Annotated in this window: 10 protein-coding genes; 2 read left to right on the top strand and 8 right to left on the bottom strand. The window is 59.4% G+C overall.

From position 1 onward, the window contains the following. Window position 1: 1 nt before the first annotated feature. Window positions 2-8,515 carry a GH36-type glycosyl hydrolase domain-containing protein gene (locus LH464_RS07140; RefSeq protein WP_226785680.1) on the bottom strand — a complete coding sequence of 2,838 codons (8,514 nt, stop codon included), beginning with the start codon at window positions 8,513-8,515 and terminating at the stop codon, window positions 2-4. 324 nt (window positions 8,516-8,839) lie between these two features. On the opposite strand from LH464_RS07140, the gene LH464_RS07135 reads away from it, so the two are divergent. Continuing rightward, window positions 8,840-10,003, top strand: a complete 1,164-nt coding sequence (locus LH464_RS07135) for a M20 aminoacylase family protein (RefSeq protein ID WP_226785679.1) — start codon at window positions 8,840-8,842, stop codon at window positions 10,001-10,003. A 54-nt stretch (window positions 10,004-10,057) separates the two neighbouring features. Here LH464_RS07135 and LH464_RS07130 read toward each other — a convergent pair whose 3' ends face one another. From LH464_RS07130 to LH464_RS07100, 7 genes are all read right to left on the bottom strand, one after another. Beyond that, complete coding sequence (locus tag LH464_RS07130; RefSeq protein WP_226785678.1) at window positions 10,058-10,240, bottom strand: hypothetical protein; 183 nt, start codon at window positions 10,238-10,240, stop codon at window positions 10,058-10,060. Between the two features lie 104 nt (window positions 10,241-10,344). Next, window positions 10,345-11,316 (bottom strand): threonine ammonia-lyase, encoded by a 972-nt coding sequence (locus LH464_RS07125; protein WP_226785677.1) that lies wholly within the window; start codon window positions 11,314-11,316, stop codon window positions 10,345-10,347. Between the two features lie 36 nt (window positions 11,317-11,352). After that, entirely contained in the window at window positions 11,353-12,786 is a 1,434-nt protein-coding gene (locus LH464_RS07120; protein ID WP_226785676.1) for an aldehyde dehydrogenase family protein, read from the bottom strand. An 85-nt stretch (window positions 12,787-12,871) separates the two neighbouring features. Continuing rightward, window positions 12,872-13,702, bottom strand: coding sequence for an endonuclease/exonuclease/phosphatase family protein (locus tag LH464_RS07115; RefSeq protein WP_226785675.1), 831 nt, complete (start codon window positions 13,700-13,702; stop codon window positions 12,872-12,874). 62 nt (window positions 13,703-13,764) lie between these two features. Next, window positions 13,765-15,225, bottom strand: a complete 1,461-nt coding sequence (gene cls, locus LH464_RS07110) for a cardiolipin synthase (protein ID WP_226785674.1) — start codon at window positions 15,223-15,225, stop codon at window positions 13,765-13,767. A 77-nt stretch (window positions 15,226-15,302) separates the two neighbouring features. Then, on the bottom strand, window positions 15,303-16,661 hold the full coding sequence (locus LH464_RS07105; protein ID WP_226785673.1) for an aspartate aminotransferase family protein: 1,359 nt from the start codon (window positions 16,659-16,661) through the stop codon (window positions 15,303-15,305). Between the two features lie 89 nt (window positions 16,662-16,750). After that, on the bottom strand, window positions 16,751-18,172 hold the full coding sequence (locus LH464_RS07100) for a M20 family metallopeptidase (RefSeq protein WP_390624939.1): 1,422 nt from the start codon (window positions 18,170-18,172) through the stop codon (window positions 16,751-16,753). A 508-nt stretch (window positions 18,173-18,680) separates the two neighbouring features. Between LH464_RS07100 and LH464_RS07095 the strand changes: the two genes are divergently transcribed. Then, window positions 18,681-20,276, top strand: coding sequence for an ABC transporter substrate-binding protein (locus LH464_RS07095; RefSeq protein ID WP_390624934.1), 1,596 nt, complete (start codon window positions 18,681-18,683; stop codon window positions 20,274-20,276). The last annotated feature ends 88 nt before the right edge of the window (window positions 20,277-20,364 follow it).

Here is a 20,364-nt window from a genome sequence, read left to right as displayed (position 1 = left end):
TTTAAACCGTCGCAGGTTCGGGCAGGCGCGCGGTCCCGAGAGAGCTCAGGGCGACACTGCCCTCGTCGTCGGTCTCATTGCCGTTCACCGTCACGATGAGACCACGCTCGCCCTGCTTTTCAGCAATCACCTTGCACAGAACGCCATCAAGCGCGATCTCGGCAGTGAAACCGGACCATTCCGACGGGAGGACCGGCCGGACAACGAGCCGGTCACCTTGCTTGCGAATGCCAAGAATGCCTTCCACTGCCGCTCTGTAGAGCCAACCGGCCGAGCCTGTATACCAGCTCCAGCCGCCACGTCCGGTAAGGGCGCCCGCACCATAGACATCAGCCGCCACGACGTAGGGCTCGACACGATACTGTTCGGCGCCCTGCATGTCGCGAGCGTGATTGATCGGGTTGAGCAGATTGAAGCACCGCCACGCATCGTCACCGCGGCCGAGCCGGGTCAGTGCCAACAGAACCCAGATCGCTGCGTGGGTGTACTGGCCGCCATTTTCGCGGACGCCAGGCGGATAGGCCTTGATATAGCCGGGATCCAACGGGATGTCCGCGAATGGCGGCGTGAAGAGCCGGATGATGCCTGCGTCATCATCGACCAACTGCGAAAGGACGGCGTCCATGGCCTGAACAGCGCGCTCCGGATCACCCTCGCCAGAAAGCACGCTCCAGGATTGCGAAAGGGAATCGATCCGGCATTCCATGCTTTCACTGGAGCCCAATGGCGAACCGTCGTCGAAATAGCCGCGACGGTAGTAGGACCCGTCCCAGCCTGCCGTCTCAAGCGCATCCTTGAGGCGCGCGGTATGGGCCGTCCAGCGCTCCACGCGGCCCTGATCACCACGCTCCTCGGCATACGTCACGAAGCTCCGCAAAGTTCCGGCCAGGAACCATCCGAGCCAGACACTGGAACCTCTGCCGCCGATACCGACACGGTTCATGCCGTCGTTCCAGTCACCGCCAAGGATGAGTGGCAGGCCATGCTCCCCCGTCCGTTCGATCGCTAGATCGAGTGCTTTAGCCGCATGCTCGTAAAGGCTCTCAGTCTCCTCGCCAACCTGCGGCTCAAAGAAGGCGTCATGCGCCTTTGCATCGAGGAGCGGCCCGATGAGGAAAGGCAGTTGCTCATCCAGAAGAGACTTGTCCCCCGTCGCGACGATATATTCATGCGCTGCATGGGCGAGCCAGACGACGTCATCCGAAATTCTCGTCCGCACCCCGGCCCCGTTGGCGGGCAGCCACCAATGCTGGACATCACCCTCTGGAAATTGCCGCGAAGCGGCATTGATGATCTGCCGGCGTGCAAGCGAAGGCTCGTGCGACAGAAATGCCAGTGTATCCTGTAGCTGATCCCGGAAACCGTAGGCCCCGCTAGCCTGGTAAAAAGCACTGCGCGCCGTGATGCGGCAACCGAGTGCCTGATACGGCAGCCAATGGTTGACGAGGTAATCGAGCCCCTTGTCCGGTGTGGACACTTGCAGTTTGCCCGTCGTTTTTTGCCAGAACTCCCGAGAACTTTGAAGAATACCGGCTACGCTGTCCTTCCTGATGTCACTGACGAGAGCAGCGGCGGCCTCCCTGGTATCGGCATCGCCAAGGAAGAAGCAAATTTCCTTCTCCTCGCCAGGGGCAAGTACGATATCGCAGGCGATGGCCGCGCAAGGATCACCATCCAGACCGGTCATGCCGCCGAGCGGATTGCGCGAATTGACTGCAGCCGGAGCCGCGATGGATCCGAAGCGTCCGATAAAGTCACGCCGGCTTGTCGTGAAGCTGGATATCGTCTCGCTCGACGCAAGGAAGGCAAACCGACGATAGACGGTGTTGAAGCGGTTCGTCGCAAGCACAGCCCCGCTTTCCTCGTCATGGCTCGTGACGATGTAAGGCGTTGCACGTCCGGGATTGTTGCCGAGCAACCATTCGGCATAGCCGAATATGCGCAATCGTCGGGTTCGGTCGCTACCGTTATGGATCCGCATCGCGGACAGCTTCACTGGCCGCTCGCGATCCACCGTCTGCGTCAGCGTCAACTTCAAGCCGGCGTCATCGGTGGAGAACACAGAGTAACCAAGACCGTGCCGCACCTCGAACGCGAGGTCGGGACGCTGCGAAAGCGAAGCAAACGGGCTGACCACCTTGCCGCTTTCCTGATCGGCGACATAAAACCCTTCGACCGGCCGGTTGATGACCGGGTCGTTGGTCCACGGTGTCAGCTGATAATCCCGTGAGTTCTGCGCCCACGTAAAGCCACCACCTTCGGCAGAAATATGAAAGCCGAATCGGTCGTTTGCGATGACATTGATCCACGGCTGCGGAGTCGCCTGTCCGCCGCGAAGGCGGATGACATACTCGGCTCCATCCTTATCGAAACCGCCGAAACCGTTCCAGAATTCCAGTCCCTTGCCATCGGACTTTTCCATGCCGCCGCCAGTGAGTTCACCGGCCGTAAGCAGAGGTCGATGATAGGCATTCGAATCGAAAGGCGCTGCAAACAGCGATGCCGCCCGGTTGAGCTGATCGATGAGCTTTCCGTTGCGTGCGTGGAAAACCACGCGCGCTGCCGAGATGATCGCATCGCAGGTCGTTTCATCCATCAGGTCGCGCCGCAATGCAAAGACATGCGGCTGCCCTGTTTCCGTTTGCCCGGCGCGCCGGAGCTTTTCGCAAAGAGCCTCGAGCGTGTGCTGCATTTCCTGCGCGTAGGAAGAGGACCGCTCGTTGATGAATACCAGGTCGGCAATCACCCCGCGAGAACGCAGGTATTCCTGGGCACCCAGCGCTTCCTTCGCAACATCCATGTCCATTTCGTCATTGATACGCAGAACGAACATCGGGAAGTCGCCGGAAATCGACATCGGCCATAGCGCCGATTGCGGCTGCAGGCCTGCCTGCAGCGTCTCCTGATCCGACCGCAGGGGCATATCGGGATAGATCAGGTATCGGGCCAGATGCTGGAAGCTCGCCGCCTGCTGGGACGTGATCCCGAGGTGACGCATCTGGACCTGCGTTCGTGTCCAGGCCTGCACCAGTTCTTGGGCAAAAGCGTCCGGATGGCGATACCGTTCGATCGCCCGGTCGAGCTCATCCCGTTGTGGGGCTGCAATCGTCCAGAAGATCACATTGACCTTCTTCCCGGCCGGCACGCGCACCACGCGCCGCAACGCCATGATCGGGTCCAGCGTGAAGCCATCCGTGCCGGACAAGCTCGCATCCGGATCGAAGGCGGCAGCTTCGGAAAGGCTGCGGCCACGGCCCAGGAACTTGCGGCGGTCGGTTTCGAATTCGGTCGGACGAGCCGAGCCGGCATTGTCGGCAGCAAGATGCGCCACGACCATATCCGGATCGGACGGATTTCGCTTGTTTCTCCAGGCGCGGATCACATCACCACGCTTGCCGATCTCGGTCCGGACGAACATCCGCGAAAACAGCGGGTGCGCATTGTCATCGTCCTCCATGGCCAAGACCGGCTCCAGATAGGAGGTGATCTCGATGAAGCGGTCCTCGTTACCCATGTTGAGAAGGGTGACGCGACGTCCTTCGGCATCGTGCTCGGTGGCCACGATACACTCGACAACGCTGGTAAGGTCGCCCACCGTCTTGTGCAATTCGACCTTGTCGTCTCCGAACATCGTCTTGGTGATCTCGCCCTCGGCACGGCGAGGCTCGGCAGTCGCAGACCACCAGGCTCCACTGCTGGTATCACGCAGGAAGATGAACTGGCCCCAACGATCCTCTGTCGGATCCGGCTTCCACCGGGCAACCACCTGACCGTTCCAGCGAGAATAGCCGGTCCCGGTTGCGGTGAGCATGACGGAGTAATGGCCATTGGAGAGAAGCGCGAGCTCACGATCTCGGAACGCGGGGTCTTCGATGGTGCGGATCTCTGACCGAAGCAGGTCAGCCTGACCCTTGCCGGGAGTTTCCTCGTACTTGGCGCTCATGACCGGAACGTCGCGCGGCGCCTTCTCCTGCAGGAGGAGCTCCGCAGCTTCGATAACCGGGTCCGCATGGAAAAGTTCGCGCAGATAGCCGTTGAAGACGACGTTGGCGACCGCCGCGATCGACATCCCATGGTGGTGGGCATAGTAATTATAGACGACGGCGCAGCGCGAACCGGAAGGTACGCGAGTGGGCGTGAAATCGACTGCATCGTGGAAACCGTAGCGGCCGAGTGCGCCGAGCTGCTTGAGCTTCTCCAGGTTTTCCAAGGCTGCAAGCGGATCGTACTGACTCGCCAGAATCGATGCATAGGGTGCAATGACGGCGTTCTGTCCGAGGCCTCGCTTTAGGCCGAGGGTCGGCACACCGAAGTTGGTATATTGATAGTTCAGCAGGTGGTCGCGCGCGTTGAACGCAGCTTCCGAGATACCCCAAGGTGTTCCAAGCCTGCGGCCATGAGCAATCTGCTCCTTGACCACCAGGTTGTTGGTCTGGTTGAGGATGCCGCCCTGCCGCTCCTGCATGACGAGTGGTGGCATGAGATACTCGAACATCGAGCCAGACCAGGATACCAGCGCGCCCTGCGCTCCGATCGGTACGACTTGGCGGCCCAGACGATACCAGTGCTCGTTGGGCAGGTCGCCCTTGGCGATCGCGAACAGGCTGGTGAGCCTGCACTCGGAGGCCAGGAGGTCGTAGCACGCCTCGTCCAGTTCGTTGCTGTCTACACGGTAGCCGATCGACAGGAGCCGCCGGTCCTTGCGGAACAGGAATGTGAAATCCATCGAAAACGCGATATCCCGCGCACGATCACCCAGCGCGATCAGTCGCTGTCGCAAAGGCTCGATATTGGAGTGGTCAAAGACGCTGTCGGAGATATGCGCTTCGCACACATCGACAAGCTCGCCCGCCCAGTAGGTCAGCTCATCGCTCGGCGTGGACTTCGTCTCGTGATGAAGATTCGTCGCAAGCTTCTGGATGTCCCGCGCCAGGACGGCGAGGTTGATGATCCGGATCGACGCGAATTCATGCTCCCGCTTGACGGCCGCAAGCGCATTGCCAAAGCCACTGATCCTTTCCTCAAGCCGGCGGCGTAGCGGTCGAACCGTCTTGCGATCGTCCGGCAACGCCATCATCGCCTCGGACAGAATACCCACAACGTCGCCGATCCCATCGAGGCTCGCCTGAAGATGCGCTGAAGGTGCCTCCGCCCACATCCGGCATGCCGACGAGATCGCGATCAGGTGCCCCGCAAGGTTGCCGCTGTCGACGGCCGAGATATAGCGGGGGCCGAGGGGAGCAAGACTGTCCGTATGGTACCAGTTCAGGAGATGGCCCCGGTACTTTTCCATCTTGTCCACGGTGGCAATTGTGCGCTCGATGCGCTCGATCGTATCCGCGAAGCTGATCCAGCCGAACTGCCGGGCAGAGACGGCCGATAGCAGATAGACACCGATATTTGTGGGAGATGTCCGCTGCGCAACGAGCGGCTCCGGCCGCTCCTGGAAATTGTCTGGCGGTAGATGATTGTCCTCGGCAGTGACGAATGTGTCGAAGTAACGCCACGTACGCCGCGAAATCCGGCGTAGCTCAAGGGAGACTTCGTCCGGCACAAACAATCTGTCTTCGGTCTCTGCCGACTGGCTGACGTACCACGCAACCAACGGTGAAAAGATCCACAAGAGTGCAAAGGGAAGACCGACGAGGAAGGCGTTATCGCCGGGCACTGCTGCAAAGATCAGGCTGAAGACCGCGATTGCGGGTGCATGCCACATCTGACGATAATAGTCGGTGGGGCTACCTTGCGCACTGGACTGGATGCTTGCCGCAGTTTTCCATTCCAGCATCAGCTTGCGGCTGACGAGGAGCCGGTAGAGCGAGCGGCCGATGGCATCGGTCATCAAACACGCCGTGTCGGCGATGAAGACGATGCGAAGCGCTACCTGCGCATTCGCGGAGCGGATGTCGGACCAGACGGAATAGAAATGCGCTCGGGGCACGATATCCGTGCTGCGTGGGAATACGCCTGTAATGAGCGACAATGTCGGGGCAACGAACAACAGGAAGATCAGGAAGATCTGCCAGACGAGCGCACCCAAAGGCTCGAAGAAGTACCAACCTAGGACGGACGCAAAGAACCAGGCGATAGGCGTCAGCGAACGCCGAAGATTATCGACCATCTTCCAGCGACCCAGGGCCGACACGCCGCGTGCTGGATCAAGAATATAAGGCAGAAGCTGCCAGTCGCCACGCGCCCATCGGTGCTGCCGCGAGACCTCGACTTCGTAGCGGGTTGGAAAATCCTCCACCAGTTCGACGTCGGTAACGAGTGCGCAGCGCGCAAACGAGCCTTCCAGAAGGTCATGACTAAGGACCGAGTTCTCCTCGATGCGACCCTTGATCGAGCGTTCGAAGGCGTCGACGTGGTAGAGGCCCTTGCCTGTAAAAGTCCCTTCCCCGGTAAGATCCTGGTAAACGTCGGAAACAGTAAACACGTACGGATCGAGACCGCGCCCGACCGAATAGACACGCTGGAAAACCGAGGCGTCCTTGCCGGTCGTGAGCGACGGCGTCACGCGCGGCTGCAGGATGCCATAACCTTCCACGACACGCCCGGAATCCGCGTCGAGAACGGGACGGTTTATGGGGTGATGCATCTTGCCCACGAGCTTGGTCACTGCATCGCGCATCAGGCGCGTGTCTGCATCCAGCGTCATCACATATTGGACGCCCTCGGGAACGACATTCGCGCCCGGCAGATAGCTGGTGTCCTGGTCGCCGCGCAGCAGCATGTTCAGTTCGTGCAGCTTGCCGCGCTTCCGCTCCCAGCCCATCCAGGCGCCTTCGCCCGGATTGAATAGACGGCGCCGGTGAAGAAGATAGAACCGGGTCTTGCCGTCATAGGTGTACTTCCGGGCAAGAGTTGCGACCTCGCGCTTCGCGTAGTCCAGAATCTCCAGGTCTTCCGCCGATTCTTCGACGGAGCTGTCCTTCCAGTCGCTCAGCAGCGCGAAATAGATCTCGCCTCGCGGGTTGGCGAGATAGTGGACCTCCAGGTTTCGGACGAGTTCATCGACGGTATCCCGGCTGGTGATCATGCAGGGCACGACGAGAAGCGTGCGTGCGTCCTCGGGAATGCCATCCTTGAATTCATAGCCGACGACCCGCGCCGGCTTCACGAAGTAGGTCACCAGCGTGTTGAACAGTCCCGTTGCGCCCTCGGATGCCGGCAGGGCAAACATCAGCAGGAAGAGAACCAGGAGCGGAGCAGACATCCCTGCATCGGCGAGGAACCAGCCGACCACCACCATGGCAAGCAGCGTCAGAAGCATAACGGGAGCCGCTATCGCCACCCAATGCAGGCGGCGGATCTGCCTGATCGTACGTTGCAGGAGCGGTGCATCGTACTGAACCTCCGCCTCCAGTTGCTTCCTTTTCCGGCCAACGAGAAACGCGCCAATATTGCTGTCGCCCGGCTCGGCTTCTTCCTCCACCGCTCGCGCGGTGAGTTCTATCGCCGTCCGCGCAACCTCGATCTCGGTCATGTGAGAACGACGAGCAAGTTTTTCGATCCGGTTCCGATAGCTGTTGCGGGAGCCGAAATCGAGGCTCTCGTAGTCCGACCGCTCGCGGAAAATCCTGTCGACATGCGAGACGTCCTCGAACCAGACGCTCCATTCCGTGTCGTCGATTTCACGCAGGCTCTTGATGATATTGCCCACGGTGACATTGCCGGAAGCAAGGCGGTTGTGTTCCGCCATCATTACTTCCTCGGGGTCGGTATTGGCTTCCTTAAGCCGATCCTCAAGCCAGGAGACCGCAAAGTTGGAGGTCTGCGACGCGTTGCGAAGACGATAGAAGAACTGCGTCGCAAACGTCGGATCCGGGACCAGCGGTTCCATGTCCTTGAGCACGCCCGCGCTTGCCGCCTCGTCATTAAGGCGGATGATCGTGTCCGCCAGTTCATTCGCCTTGATGCGCATGCGCCGTGAACGATCGACGCGCACTGCAATCCGGCGAAGATTCTCGATCAGCACGAAACGCAGGAACGAGGGCAGCGCCCACAATTCGCCGATCTCGAAAGGCTCGGTCTCCTGGAAGCCCTCGACCATCGCTGCAAGCGATTCCTTGGAAATCGTGCTGTGCGTATGGGCAACGTAGAGCCAGGCGAGCGCCATGACGCGCGGCATCTCATGGCCGCCGATCGTTACCCGCGGCAATTGCCGGTAGAAGCGCCTGGGGAAGTCACGTCGGACTTCCTGGATCGCCTCCTCGACGATGTAGTGATTGTCCACCAGCCATTCTGCTGCGGGCGTAATCGCTGCACCGGCGTCGACATCCGCGGCGATGGTCCGATAGACCCTCAGAATTTCCTTTTCATTCGACTTGTGTCGCGAAAAAAACTCGAACGACGCAAATTCGGGAAGGCTCTGCGCGCCGTCCCTGCCAAAGACCTGCCCCACATCCCGAAGATCGTCATTCGTCAAGTAGTTTGCCCGGATCGTATCGTTATGATCGACCTGCTTGGCTTCGGTCTCGCGAGACGATGTAGACGGAGTACTATTAAAGGACATGGTTCAGCTTCTGACTTACACTAATGTCGGGATTGGCTTACTCGGCTTAACCAAGAAAAGCCATTCATCTTGCGGGTAACCCGATGCGCCGGCGACGGAAGGTCTCCGCGACAACGGGAAATAGAGGGCGGGTCGGATTTTGCAAACAATGCAGCCTGAGATTACACGGATAGATCCATTTTCGCTCCTATCGCATCCAGGCTGAATGACACCTGAACGGCCAGATTGCTCAGCAGCTGCCACTGCCACTTACCATCGACTGTCGCAATTGATAAGGATCGTAAAATCTGCCGCGACAGCACATTCCATGAGAGCGAAGAACAAATGACGATCCATATCTCCAACCAGATGCCCGAATTGGTAGCCATCCGGCACCACCTGCACCAGCATCCGGAATTGGGCCTCTCGGAGTTCAAAACATCGGACTTCATTGCCGACCAGCTCGCAGGGATGGGCTACGAAGTCACACGCGGACTGGCCAAGACCGGCCTCGTCGCCACCCTCCGCAACGGTACCAGCGACCGCTCCGTGGGCATTCGGGCCGATATCGATGCCCTGCCAATCCACGAGGAAACTGGTGCCGCTCATGCCAGCAAGACCGAGGGACTGATGCATGCCTGCGGCCATGACGGCCACACCACGATGCTGCTCGGAGCTGCAAAGCTGCTGGCCGAGCGCCGGAACTTCGACGGCACTATCCACCTGATATTCCAGCCCGCAGAAGAGAATTTCGGCGGTGCCAGAATGATGATCGAGGACGGGCTGTTCGAACGTTTCCCGTGTGACGCCGTCTTCGCCCTGCACAACGATCCCGGCCTTCCGTTCGGACAGATTTTCGTCCGTGAAGGCCCCATCATGGCAGCGGTCGACGAGTGCCGAATCGTGGTCAACGGACGCGGCGGACATGGAGCCGAGCCGCAGGCTACGGCCGATCCGATCGTTACAGGCGCCAGCATCATCATGGCGCTGCAGACTGTCGTCTCGCGCAACCTTCATCCTCTTGAGCCAGCCGTGGTGACGGTCGGAGCGTTTCATGCGGGCCAGGCCAGCAACGTGATACCCGAACGAGCGGAGATGCTGTTGACGATCCGCTCCTTCGACCCGGAGGTGCGCAATACTCTGGAAAAGCGTATCCGGTCGATCGCGGAAGGGCAGGCCGCCAGCTACGGCATGTCCGTCAGCCTCGAATACGAGCGCGGCTATGACCCTACGGTGAATCACAAGGCGGAAACGGACTTCGTTCGGGATGTCGCGAAACGGGTTGTGGGAGATACCGCGGTTCGCGAAGTTCCTCGCCCCATGATGGGAAGCGAAGACTTCGCCTATATGCTGGCAGAGCGACCCGGCAGCTACTTCTTCCTGGGAACCGCGCGTACCGAGAACGACCCACCGCTGCACCATCCGCGCTTCGATTTTAATGACGAAGCCTTGCCGATCGGCGCAAGTCTTTGGGTGGAGCTCGCAGAAACCTGGTTGGCCGCACGATAAATAAAAAGGATCCTCCGCCCCAAAGGGGCGAAGGATCCTGGCCTTGGGAGGCTTTTAAGATACGAACCCGAGAGTGACGGCAGCCACGAAAAGAAAGGCGACTGTCACCAGAGCCATATTGGCAAGAAACGCGCGCTGTTCAGACCGGTGTGCGACACGGGCAAGCAGGACCGGGGAACGCAGAGTGGATCGGCTGAGCCTCATCATTTCCTCCTGGACCGCGAAAGACATGTTCATGATAGTTTATCTCTATCCATTTAGTAGAGATAAAGTTCCACAAACTCCTGCCTCGTAGGAAAAATTCTGCCTCGCATTCAGGGAGGTTCGGCAGCCGGCGATCCTTAGCCGTAGCGCTCCATCGCCATCTTGAAGATCTCTGGATCAACATTTCCACCCGAAACCACAGTAATAACGGTGTCCCCCAGCGTCTGCCCGTGGAAAAGCGCCGCAGCAAGTGCAACCGCCCCACCCGGCTCCACGACGATCTTCAGTCGATTGAATGCGAGCATCATCGCCTTCAAGGCCTCATCATCCGTGACTGCGATACCCGCTCCACACAGACGTGACAGTATCGGAAAAGTCAGATTGCCGGGCTGCGGTGTGACGATCGCGTCGCACAGGGAGCCGGAAAGACTTGAGTTTCGTTCGATAGAGCCTGACGCCAGCGAACGAGCAACATCATCGAAACCAACTGGCTCGCAGCTTCTAACCCGCAGGCCAGGTGCCTTGGCTTCGAGAGCAAGGGCAATGCCCGAAGCAAACCCGCCTCCGCCGGTCGGAACCAGCACGTCCGCCTCCTGTATGCCCATCTCCCTGGCCTGTTCTGCGATCTCCAGGCCGGCGGTTCCCTGTCCGGCGATCACAAGAGGCTCGTCGAACGGCCTGACGAGCGTAAGTCCTCTTTCCTCTGACAATCTTGCACCGATTGCGTCGCGATCCTCCGTCGCACGGTCATAGAGCACCACCTCTGCACCATAGGCGCGGGTATTCTCGATCTTTATGCGAGGTGCGTCCGAGGGCATCACGATGACGCTTGGAATTCCATGAAGTTTGGCTGCCAGTGCGATCCCTTGCGCGTGATTGCCGGAGGAGAAGGCGATCACGCCCTTCGCACGGACTTCAGGAGGGAGCCCCGAGATAGCGGACCAGGCACCGCGGAACTTGAAGGATCCCGTGTGCTGCAGGCATTCGGGCTTGATGAAGACCCTGCGACCGGCAATTTCGTCCAGAAACGGGGACGATAGCAGCGGCGTGCGCTGCACGCGGCCGGCAAGGCGGTCGCGTGCAGCTTCGATCATGGCAATGCTTGTCATCGGCAATCCTTGGAAGGCGGCGACGATCGCCGCTTATCAGGGTAGCGTATAGGCAGTCTTCACGGTGGTGAAGAACTCGGCAGCATATTTCCCCTGCTCACGCGATCCGAAGGAAGAGGCCTTGCGCCCGCCGAACGGCACGTGGAAGTCCACGCCTGCTGTCGGCAGGTTGACCATGACCATGCCAGCTTCCGAGTTGCGCTTGAAGTGGGTGGCGTACTTCAGGCTTGTCGTAGCGATACCGGCGGAGAGGCCGAATGGCGTGTCGTTGGCAACAGCAAGAGCCTCGTCGTAGTCCTTGACCCGGATGACGCTGGCCACCGGTCCGAAGATTTCCTCGCGGGAAATGCGCATCTGGTTGGTTGCTTCGGTGAACAGCGTCGGCTGAAGGTAGAAGCCGGGGGTCTCGCGTTCAATCCGCTCACCGCCGAAGGCCAGCTTGGCGCCTTCCTGCTTGCCGATCTCGATGTAGTCCATGTTTTGGCTGAGCTGCTTCTCGTCAACGACCGGGCCGATATGCGTTCCCTGCTTCAGCGCGTTATCGACGTTCAGCGTCTTCAACTTTTCGGTCAGGGCGGCCACGAACTTGTCGTGGATGCCTTCGGTGACGATCAGGCGCGAGGAGGCCGTGCAGCGCTGGCCGGTCGAGAAGAAGCCGGAATTCGCGGCGGCTTCGACGGCGACACCAAGGTCGGCATCGTCGAGAACGACCATCGGGTTCTTGCCACCCATTTCCAGCTGGTACTTGCGGTTATGTTCGATCGAAGCGAGCGCAACGCGCTTGCCGGTGCCGGTCGAGCCGGTGAAGGTGATGCCGGCGAGATCCGGGCTGTCCAGCATGGCCTGGCCGACAACGGAGCCGCGACCCATGACGAGGTTCAGCACGCCCTTCGGCAGGCCGGCGCGATGCAGGATATCGACGATTGCCCAGGCGCAGCCCGGTACCAGGTCGGCGGGCTTGAGGACGACGGTGTTGCCGTAGCAGAGAGCCGGTGCAATCTTCCATGCCGGGATGGCGATGGGGAAGTTCCACGGCGTGATAATGCCGATAACACCAAGCGGATCGCGCGTGATTTCGACGCCGATACCCGGACGCGTTGAAGGTACGACCTCCCCGGTCAGGCGCAGCGCTTCGCCGGCATAGAAGTCGAAGATCTGGGCAGCACGGATGGTTTCACCGATCGCCTCAGGAAGGGTCTTTCCTTCTTCGCGAGCAAGCAGATTGCCGAGCTCTTCCTTGCGCGCCAGGATCTCGTCTGCTGCCTTCTTGAGGATCGCATGACGCTCCAGGATACCGGAGCGGGACCAGGCTGGAAAAGCGGCCTTGGCGGCAGCGATCGCCTGGATGGCATCGTCGGCAGAGCCCTGGGCATATGCGCCGACGATGTCATTGGTGTCGGAGGGGCTGATGTTCTTGGAGGCTTCGCTGCCCACCCATTCGCCTGCGATGAGATTCTGGTAGATGGTCATGGACGGCTCCTCTTGGTTTGTCAGTCGGCTGCTGCCTTACGACGTCGAGCCGCCACGTTCAATAGTATGACTAAACGTTTTAGGTTCACGCCTCGTCGGCGACGACGTTTGGCTGAAGCCGGATGCGCGCCTTGATCGGCAGATGATCGGATGCAAGCCGGGCAAGGGGCGAATCGTGCGCTTCTACCGGGTCGAGAAGCTCCGGCCGGTTTGCCATGATCCGGTCGAGGGCCAATACCGGCAACCGGGAAGGAAAACTCGGTACACCAGCCGGAAGGCCGAAGATCGACGTCAGCGTGTTGAGGGAAGAGCGATCCCCCAGTCTCCATTCGTTGAGATCACCCATAAGCACGGTGGGCTGTTCTTCCCGCGACTGAAGGAGGTCGATGATCATGCGCGTCTGTTGGTGGCGTGACCGATGCAGCAAACCGAGATGCGCGGCGATTATCCGAATAGCATTGCCGCCCTTCAGCTCCAGTTCGGCGATCAGCGCGCCGCGGGGCTCCAGTCCAGGTAACTTGACCTGATGCACATTACGGACAAGGCCCTCGCGGAAAAAGACGACATTTCCATGCCATCCATGCGCTTTGGCAAAGCCTTTGACTGGCACGGGCAGCAGCCCGGTTTCCCGCTCCAGCCAGTCGAGATCCAGCAACCCGCGCCGTTCACCGAACCTGGTATCGGCTTCCTGAAGCGCAATAACATCCGCCCCGATCTCCTTGATGACCTCCTTGATGCGATAGGGGTCGAACTTGCCGTCCACTCCGACGCATTTATGAACGTTGTAGGAGGCGATCAGCACTCCGCCCTCGCGCCCCTCTGGTGAGGGCGTGGCGAGAGAACCGCGTTCCCTTCTCTTGCGTTCGCGAATGGAGGCGAGGATGTTGGCCGGGAGCGTTTCTCTTTTGGTGCGCATGATCCCCTGCGGGCAGTTCTATCGATATCCACTGAGCGCAATCTGTATCTGCGCCACTCACGTCATAGATAAGGCGACCCAAGCCACAGGATGCGATCCACGAGACGGGCCGGAAATGGCTTGCTCCTCAGGTCATCCAAGGTCACCTGCTTCGAGGAGGAAATGGTGACGTCGATTCTTCGTTCCAATGCCTGTGCAAAAGAATGGTCCATAACCTCCATGTCGACTTCGAAATTGAGACGGAGCGAGCGCGGGTCGAGATTGGAAGAACCGACAAAGGCCCAACAGCTGTCGATCGCCATCAGCTTCGAATGATCGAAGGCACCGGAGGCGCGCCAGATGCGGCAATAGTTCTTCAGAAGCTGATCGAACTGACCAGTCATGGCGCGATCGATGAGCGTGAGATTGTTTGTCTGCGGTACGATAATATCGACCTCGACACCTCTGCGGGCAGCCGTGATCAGTGCGGTAATCAGTTCTCGATCCGGCAGGAAATAGGGAGAAACGATGCGGATGGATGTTCGCGCAATCGAGAATGCCCCCATCAGCATCTTATGGTTGGTTTCGACGTTTCGGTCCGGCCCGGACGAGACCGCACGGATCGCGACGGGGGTCCCGGGATCTGCCGTCGGCGGCACAATCTGCCAGACATTATCCTGCAAATCTTCGCCTGCGGTAAAACGCCAATCATTGGCTGCAATTGCAAAAAGATCGGCAACAACGGCGCCCGACACTCGAAAATGCGTGTCCCCCGAGCATTTATCTCCGAAAAACTCGCTGGAAAATCCTTCACGGATGTTCATCCCGCCCGTAAACGCTACAGCCCCATCAACAATGAGAATCTTGCGGTGAGTCCTGAGGTTTGCATAAGGCAGCCTGAGCCCCATGATCACGTTGCCATTGAAAACGTCCACGATGACGCCGCCATCGCGCAGCATGCCAAGCACGCTCGGAACCGAATATCGGGCTCCCACGGCATCGATCAGAACTCGCACCGCTACTCCACGCTTCGCCGCCGCAATGAGCGCGTCAGCAAAGCGACGCCCCACCCGGTCCCGATCGAAGATGTAGGTCTCGAGAAGAATCGAGCGGCTGGCCTCGCCAATCGCGTTCAGCATCGCCCCATAGGCGTCATCGCCGGTACTCAGGACCGAAATCGCATTGCCCGTCGTGAGCTCGTGACTGGTGACCCGGTCACCGAGAGTTTTCATCGCCGCAAATCGGCGACCGAACTGTTCCGTCACGATTTCGTCGGTGGCGTCATAGGTTTCGAAATGGTCCCGCACGTGGCCCTGCAACAGAAAACGGCGGTCACTGATGGCGCTTCGCCGGATTCGGTTGATGCCTGCGATGAAATAGAGCAGCGCACCGACGATGGGCGAAAGGATGATGATGCCGACCCACCCGATGGCCGACCGGACCTCTTCTTTCGTCATCGCCGCATGGATTGCGGCCGGGACCCCCAGAAGGAGCGATAGAACGAAAAGAATGTGGGGCCAGTACGGCTCTAGGAACATCGGCATGACGCGATGATACAGGTCTGCTCGCGTCGAGCGCAATCAGCCGGAAAATGCGAACCACACCGGCTGATCATCTGACGTTACGCCGCTTCAAGCTGCGCTTGGAACGCATCCAGTGAAGCCTCGAAGGTGTCGAAGATCGTATTGACCTGCTGCTCCGTGATGATGAGCGGCGGGCACAGTGCAATGCTATCGCCGATAGCTCGACCGATAACGCCCTTCTCCATCATCAAAGATGCAAACTTGGGGCCGAGCTGACCAGCAGTAAAGCCATCCCTCGGCTTGAGTTCCAGGGCGCCGATAAGGCCGATACCGCGGGCTTCGAGCCCGAGCGGATGGCTTTCCAGTGCATTGAGACGCTTCAGAAAAAGCGGGCTCAATTCACGGACGTTGCCGACCAGGTCTCGTTCTTCGATGATCGCGAGATTCTCCAAGGCGACGGCGGCCGCAACCGGATGGCCGCTTGCAGTGAAACCATGGCCAAACGTGCCGATCTTCTGGGACTCATCAGCGAGCGGCGCATAGACCTTCTCGTTGATAAGAAGCGCCGAAATCGGCTGATAGGACGAAGAGAGCTGTTTCGACAAGGTCATGATGTCAGGCTGCAACCCGAACGTCGTCGTGCCGAACATCTCTCCTGTGCGACCGAAACCGCAGATGACTTCATCCGCGATGAGGAGGATATCGTACTTCCGCAGGACCGTCTGGATCGCATCCCAGTAGCCTTCCGGAGGCACGATGACGCCGCCGGCGCCCATGACCGGCTCACCGATAAAGGCGGCCACCGTCTCAGGTCCTTCCTTGAGGATCAGATCCTCAAGGTCCTGCGCGCAGCGGGCAACGAACTGCTCCTCCGTTTCGCCGTGCTGCGCAAATGCGCGATAGTGCGGGCAGGTCGTGTGGAGGATGCCGGAAAGCGGCAGATCGAACGACCTGTGATTGTTTGGCAGGCCCGTAAGGCTGGCACTGGCGATCGTCACGCCGTGATAGCCCTTGATGCGGGAGATGACCTTTTTCTTCTCCGGCTTTCCCAGCGCGTTGGATCGATACCAGACCATCTTCAGAGCCGTATCATTCGCTTCCGAGCCGGAATTGGTGAAATATGCCTTGGACATCGGCACCGGCGACATCTGGATCAGCTTCTCGGCGAGATCGACAGCAGGGCCGTGCGTACGCGCCGTGAAGGTATGGTAATAGGGCAGCTTCGCCATCTGCCGGGAAGCTGCATCTACCAGCCGCTTTTCACCGAAACCGACAGCAACGCTCCACAGACCGGACATCGCTTCGATGTATTTCTTGCCGTTGTTGTCGACAACATAGACGCCCTCACCACGCTCGATCACGAGCGCGCCGTCACGCTCCAGTGATCGCGCATTTGTATAGGAATGCAGGTGGTAGGCCTGATCACGGGCCTCGATGGAGTTGGGCTGCACGGTCACGGGTGTCTCCTTGGCAAATCACGCGCAATTGTCATAGCCCGAACAATGACCTGCGTCATCATCCGAAAGCGGCGCCAAATGTCTCACATTTATTTCACGGTCATCGCCGCGACAGGCGGCTCGGCACCTTCCGGGATCGGGCTGATGTAGTCCTGCCCCTTTCGGCGACGCTTCAGGTCGACCCACGCGGCCTCGCGCAAATCCGCACTTTGCAGGGCAGCCAATCCTGTCGCCGCCATTACTTTGGCTGTCGCTACCATTCCCTTGTGCGCAAGGGGGCTCTGGCCTTGCGCCACCACTTGCCATGTGTGGAGCTGCGTACCGATCGCTAGGGTAGGCCCATATGCCTGGACGGTCGGAACGACCCAGCTGACATCACCGACATCCGTCGAACCGCCCATCTGGCGCACCTCGTTGTGCGGCGGCAGGATGAAGTCGGTAAGCGGAATATCCCTTTGGTCGAGACGCTCCTGATTCCAGCTTGCTGCAATATCTTCGGGCGTAAGGGTGGCACGTATCTGCTCCGCAAAAGCGATATCGGCCTGATCGAAGGCAGCAGGACCAAGGCTTTCCCATACACCTTGCATCGCGTCCATAAGCGGCGTGTTGACGATCAGGTTGGACACACCCGCCAGAACAGTGCTTTCCATCCTGGTTTCCGTCATCAACGCCGCACCTTCGGCGACCTTCTTGACCCTCTCGATCAATGCGAACAGGCCGGAGAGGTCAGGAGCGCGAACCACGTACCGCACCTTGGCATACGCCTGCACCACATTCGGCGAAATGCCGCCGCTGTCCAGAACTGCATAGTGGATGCGGCAATCAGAGTGCATGTGCTCGCGCATATAATTGACGCCGACGCTCATCAACTCGACTGCATCCAGGGAACTGCGGCCGAGTTCCGGCACGGCTGCCGCATGCGCCGCACGGCCGAAGAACTCGAAATCGATCCGGCAGTTGGCAAGTGACGTTTCTCGCTGGACGCCCGCAAAATTGCTCGGATGCCAGCTGATCGCGATATCGACATCGTCGAAGGCGCCAGCGCGGACCATGAAGGCCTTGGCAGCTCCGCCTTCCTCTGCCGGACACCCGTAATAGCGAACGCGGCCAGGAGTGCCCGTCTGCTCCAACCAGTCCTTCATCGCCGTAGCCGCCAGAAGAGAAGCCGAGCCAAGAAGATTGTGGCCGCAGCCATGGCCGTTTGCACCGGCTATCAGCGGCTCATGCGCGACAGCGCCCGACTTCTGGCTTAGACCGGCAAGGGCGTCGTATTCTCCCAGGAAGGCGATCACCGGACCGCCGTCCCCTGCCTCACCAACCAGCGCTGTCGGAATACTGGCGACGTTGTCGGTGATACGGAAACCTTGCGTCGCGAGCATCTGCCGATGTGCCGCGGCCGACTGGGTCTCCATGTAGCAGGTCTCCGGCGTCTCCCATACACGATCGCTCAGGTCCACGAACGCGTCTCTCTTTCGCTCGACCAGATCCCAGACCAGCGGATGATTGGAAATGCCTACTGTCATGACACGTCGCCTTTGCTGCAATGCATTGCCGAAACCCGTAGACTCATTCGGCGATAGCCGCAAATGCAGCACTCAAAAGCCTCAGCTCTGAACCACTTGTTCAGCATCAGCCAGAGCATGTCATCGCGCCTTTAAGGTAGCATCTCGACAAGCACGTCTTAATCGCTATGCTCCCGCGCCACGGTCTGGCCGCAATTTCCAAAGTTTTACCCAATTAAGGCAAAACTCTGCAGGTTGAGAGCGATCTGAGGCACAACGTTCCATCAGATGACGGACAGCCGGAAATCGGCGTGAGAACACGCTGGTGGAAAAATGGGGTGGCCCGCCGATCTTTCCGCGGCTGCCTCAAAGGGGTAAAAGCTTGATCGTCGGTTGAGCATGGCTCGGCCGGCAGGAGGTGAAGAAGAAAGACGCACATCGGATGCGGAGACGCATCGTCAGAACGACATCAATCGGGTCCGGCGGGATGCCGGCCAAGAGAACTGGGAGTAAACCCGTGAAACACAAGATCGCCATTGCAGCAGCCTTGCTGTCGGCAACTTTCTTTGCAAGCGCCGCAAGCGCCAAGACCTTCGTCTATTGCTCGGAAGGTTCACCGGAAGGCTTCGACCCCGGCCTCTACACCGCCGGCACCACCTTCGATGCTTCTGCGCATCCGGTCTACAGCCGTCTGCTCGAGTTCGAACCCGGCACCACCAAGCCGGTTGCCGGCCTCGCAGAAAGCTGGGAAATTTCCGAAGACGGTACGGTCTATACCTTCAAGCTCCGTCCTGACGTGAAGTTCCACACGACCGAATTCTTCACGCCGACCCGCGCCCTCAACGCTGACGACGTGATCCTGTCCTTCGAACGTCAGTTGAAGAGCGACAACCCGTGGAACCAGTATCTGCCAGGCACGGCCTGGGAATATTCTGCCGGCATGGGCTTCCCGGAACTGATCAAGTCGATTGAAAAGGTCGACGACACGACGGTCAAGTTCACGCTGAACCGTCCGGAGGCACCCTTCCTTGCCAACCTCGCCATGCCCTTCGCTTCGATCGTATCGAAGGAATATGCCGACAGCCTGGAAGCTGCAGGCACCAAGGAAAAGCTGAACCAGGCGCCTATCGGCACCGGTCCGTTCTCCTTCGTCGCCTATCAGCAGGATGCCGTTATCCGCTACAAGGCAAACCCCGACTACTGGGGTGGCGCACCGAAGATCGACGATCTCGTTTTTGCGATCACCACGGATGCCGCCGTTCGCTACCAGAAGCTGAAGGCTGGCGAATGCCACCTGATGCCGTTCCCGAACGCAGCTGACGTCGAGTCCATGAAGTCCGACGAGAACCTGACGGTTCTGGAGCAGGAAGGCCTGAACGTCGCCTACCTGGCCTACAACACGACGCAGGCTCCGTTCGACAAGCCTGAAGTTCGCAAGGCGCTGAACAAGGCAATCAACAAGCAGGCAATCGTCGATGCCGTCTTCCAGGGCATGGCAACGCCGGCGAAGAACCCGATCCCGCCGACAATGTGGTCCTACAACGACGCCATCGAGGACGACAGCTACGATCTCGATGCCGCCAAGAAAATGCTCGAAGAAGCAGGCGTTCAGAACCTCTCCATGAAGATCTGGGCCATGCCTGTTTCGCGTCCTTACATGCTGAACGCTCGTCGCTCGGCCGAAATCATCCAGGATGACTTCGCCAAGATCGGCGTCAACGTCGAGATCGTTTCCTACGAGTGGGCCGAATATCTTGACCGCTCGAAGGCCAAGGATCGCGACGGCGCCGTCATCCTCGGCTGGACTGGTGATAACGGTGACCCGGACAACTTCCTCGACACCCTGCTGGGCTGCAACGCCGTTGGCGGCAACAACCGCGCGCAGTGGTGCAACCAGGAATTCGACGATCTGGTAAAGAAGGCAAAGATTACTGCCGACCAGGAAGAGCGCGCTGAGCTGTACGAACAAGCACAGGTAATCTTCAAGAAGGATGCGCCTTGGGCAACGATCGATCACTCGCTGTCGATCGTTCCTATGCGCAAGGAAGTATCGGGCTTCGTTCAGAGCCCGCTCGGCGATTTCACCTTCGAAAGCGTCGATATAGCTGAGTAATCGCCTCTGAAAAGGCTAAATTGCCGCGGGGCGCGTTGCGTTTCCCGCGGCTTTTGCTTTATGAGGCCAAATAAAAAATGAAGTGAAA

Origin of the sequence: Pseudorhizobium xiangyangii, from assembly GCF_020531965.1 — a bacterium.
Lineage (GTDB): Bacteria > Pseudomonadota > Alphaproteobacteria > Rhizobiales > Rhizobiaceae > Neorhizobium > Neorhizobium xiangyangii.
The sequence above is the reverse complement of the archived record's forward strand: the minus strand, read 5'-3'. Positions and strand labels throughout refer to the sequence as shown.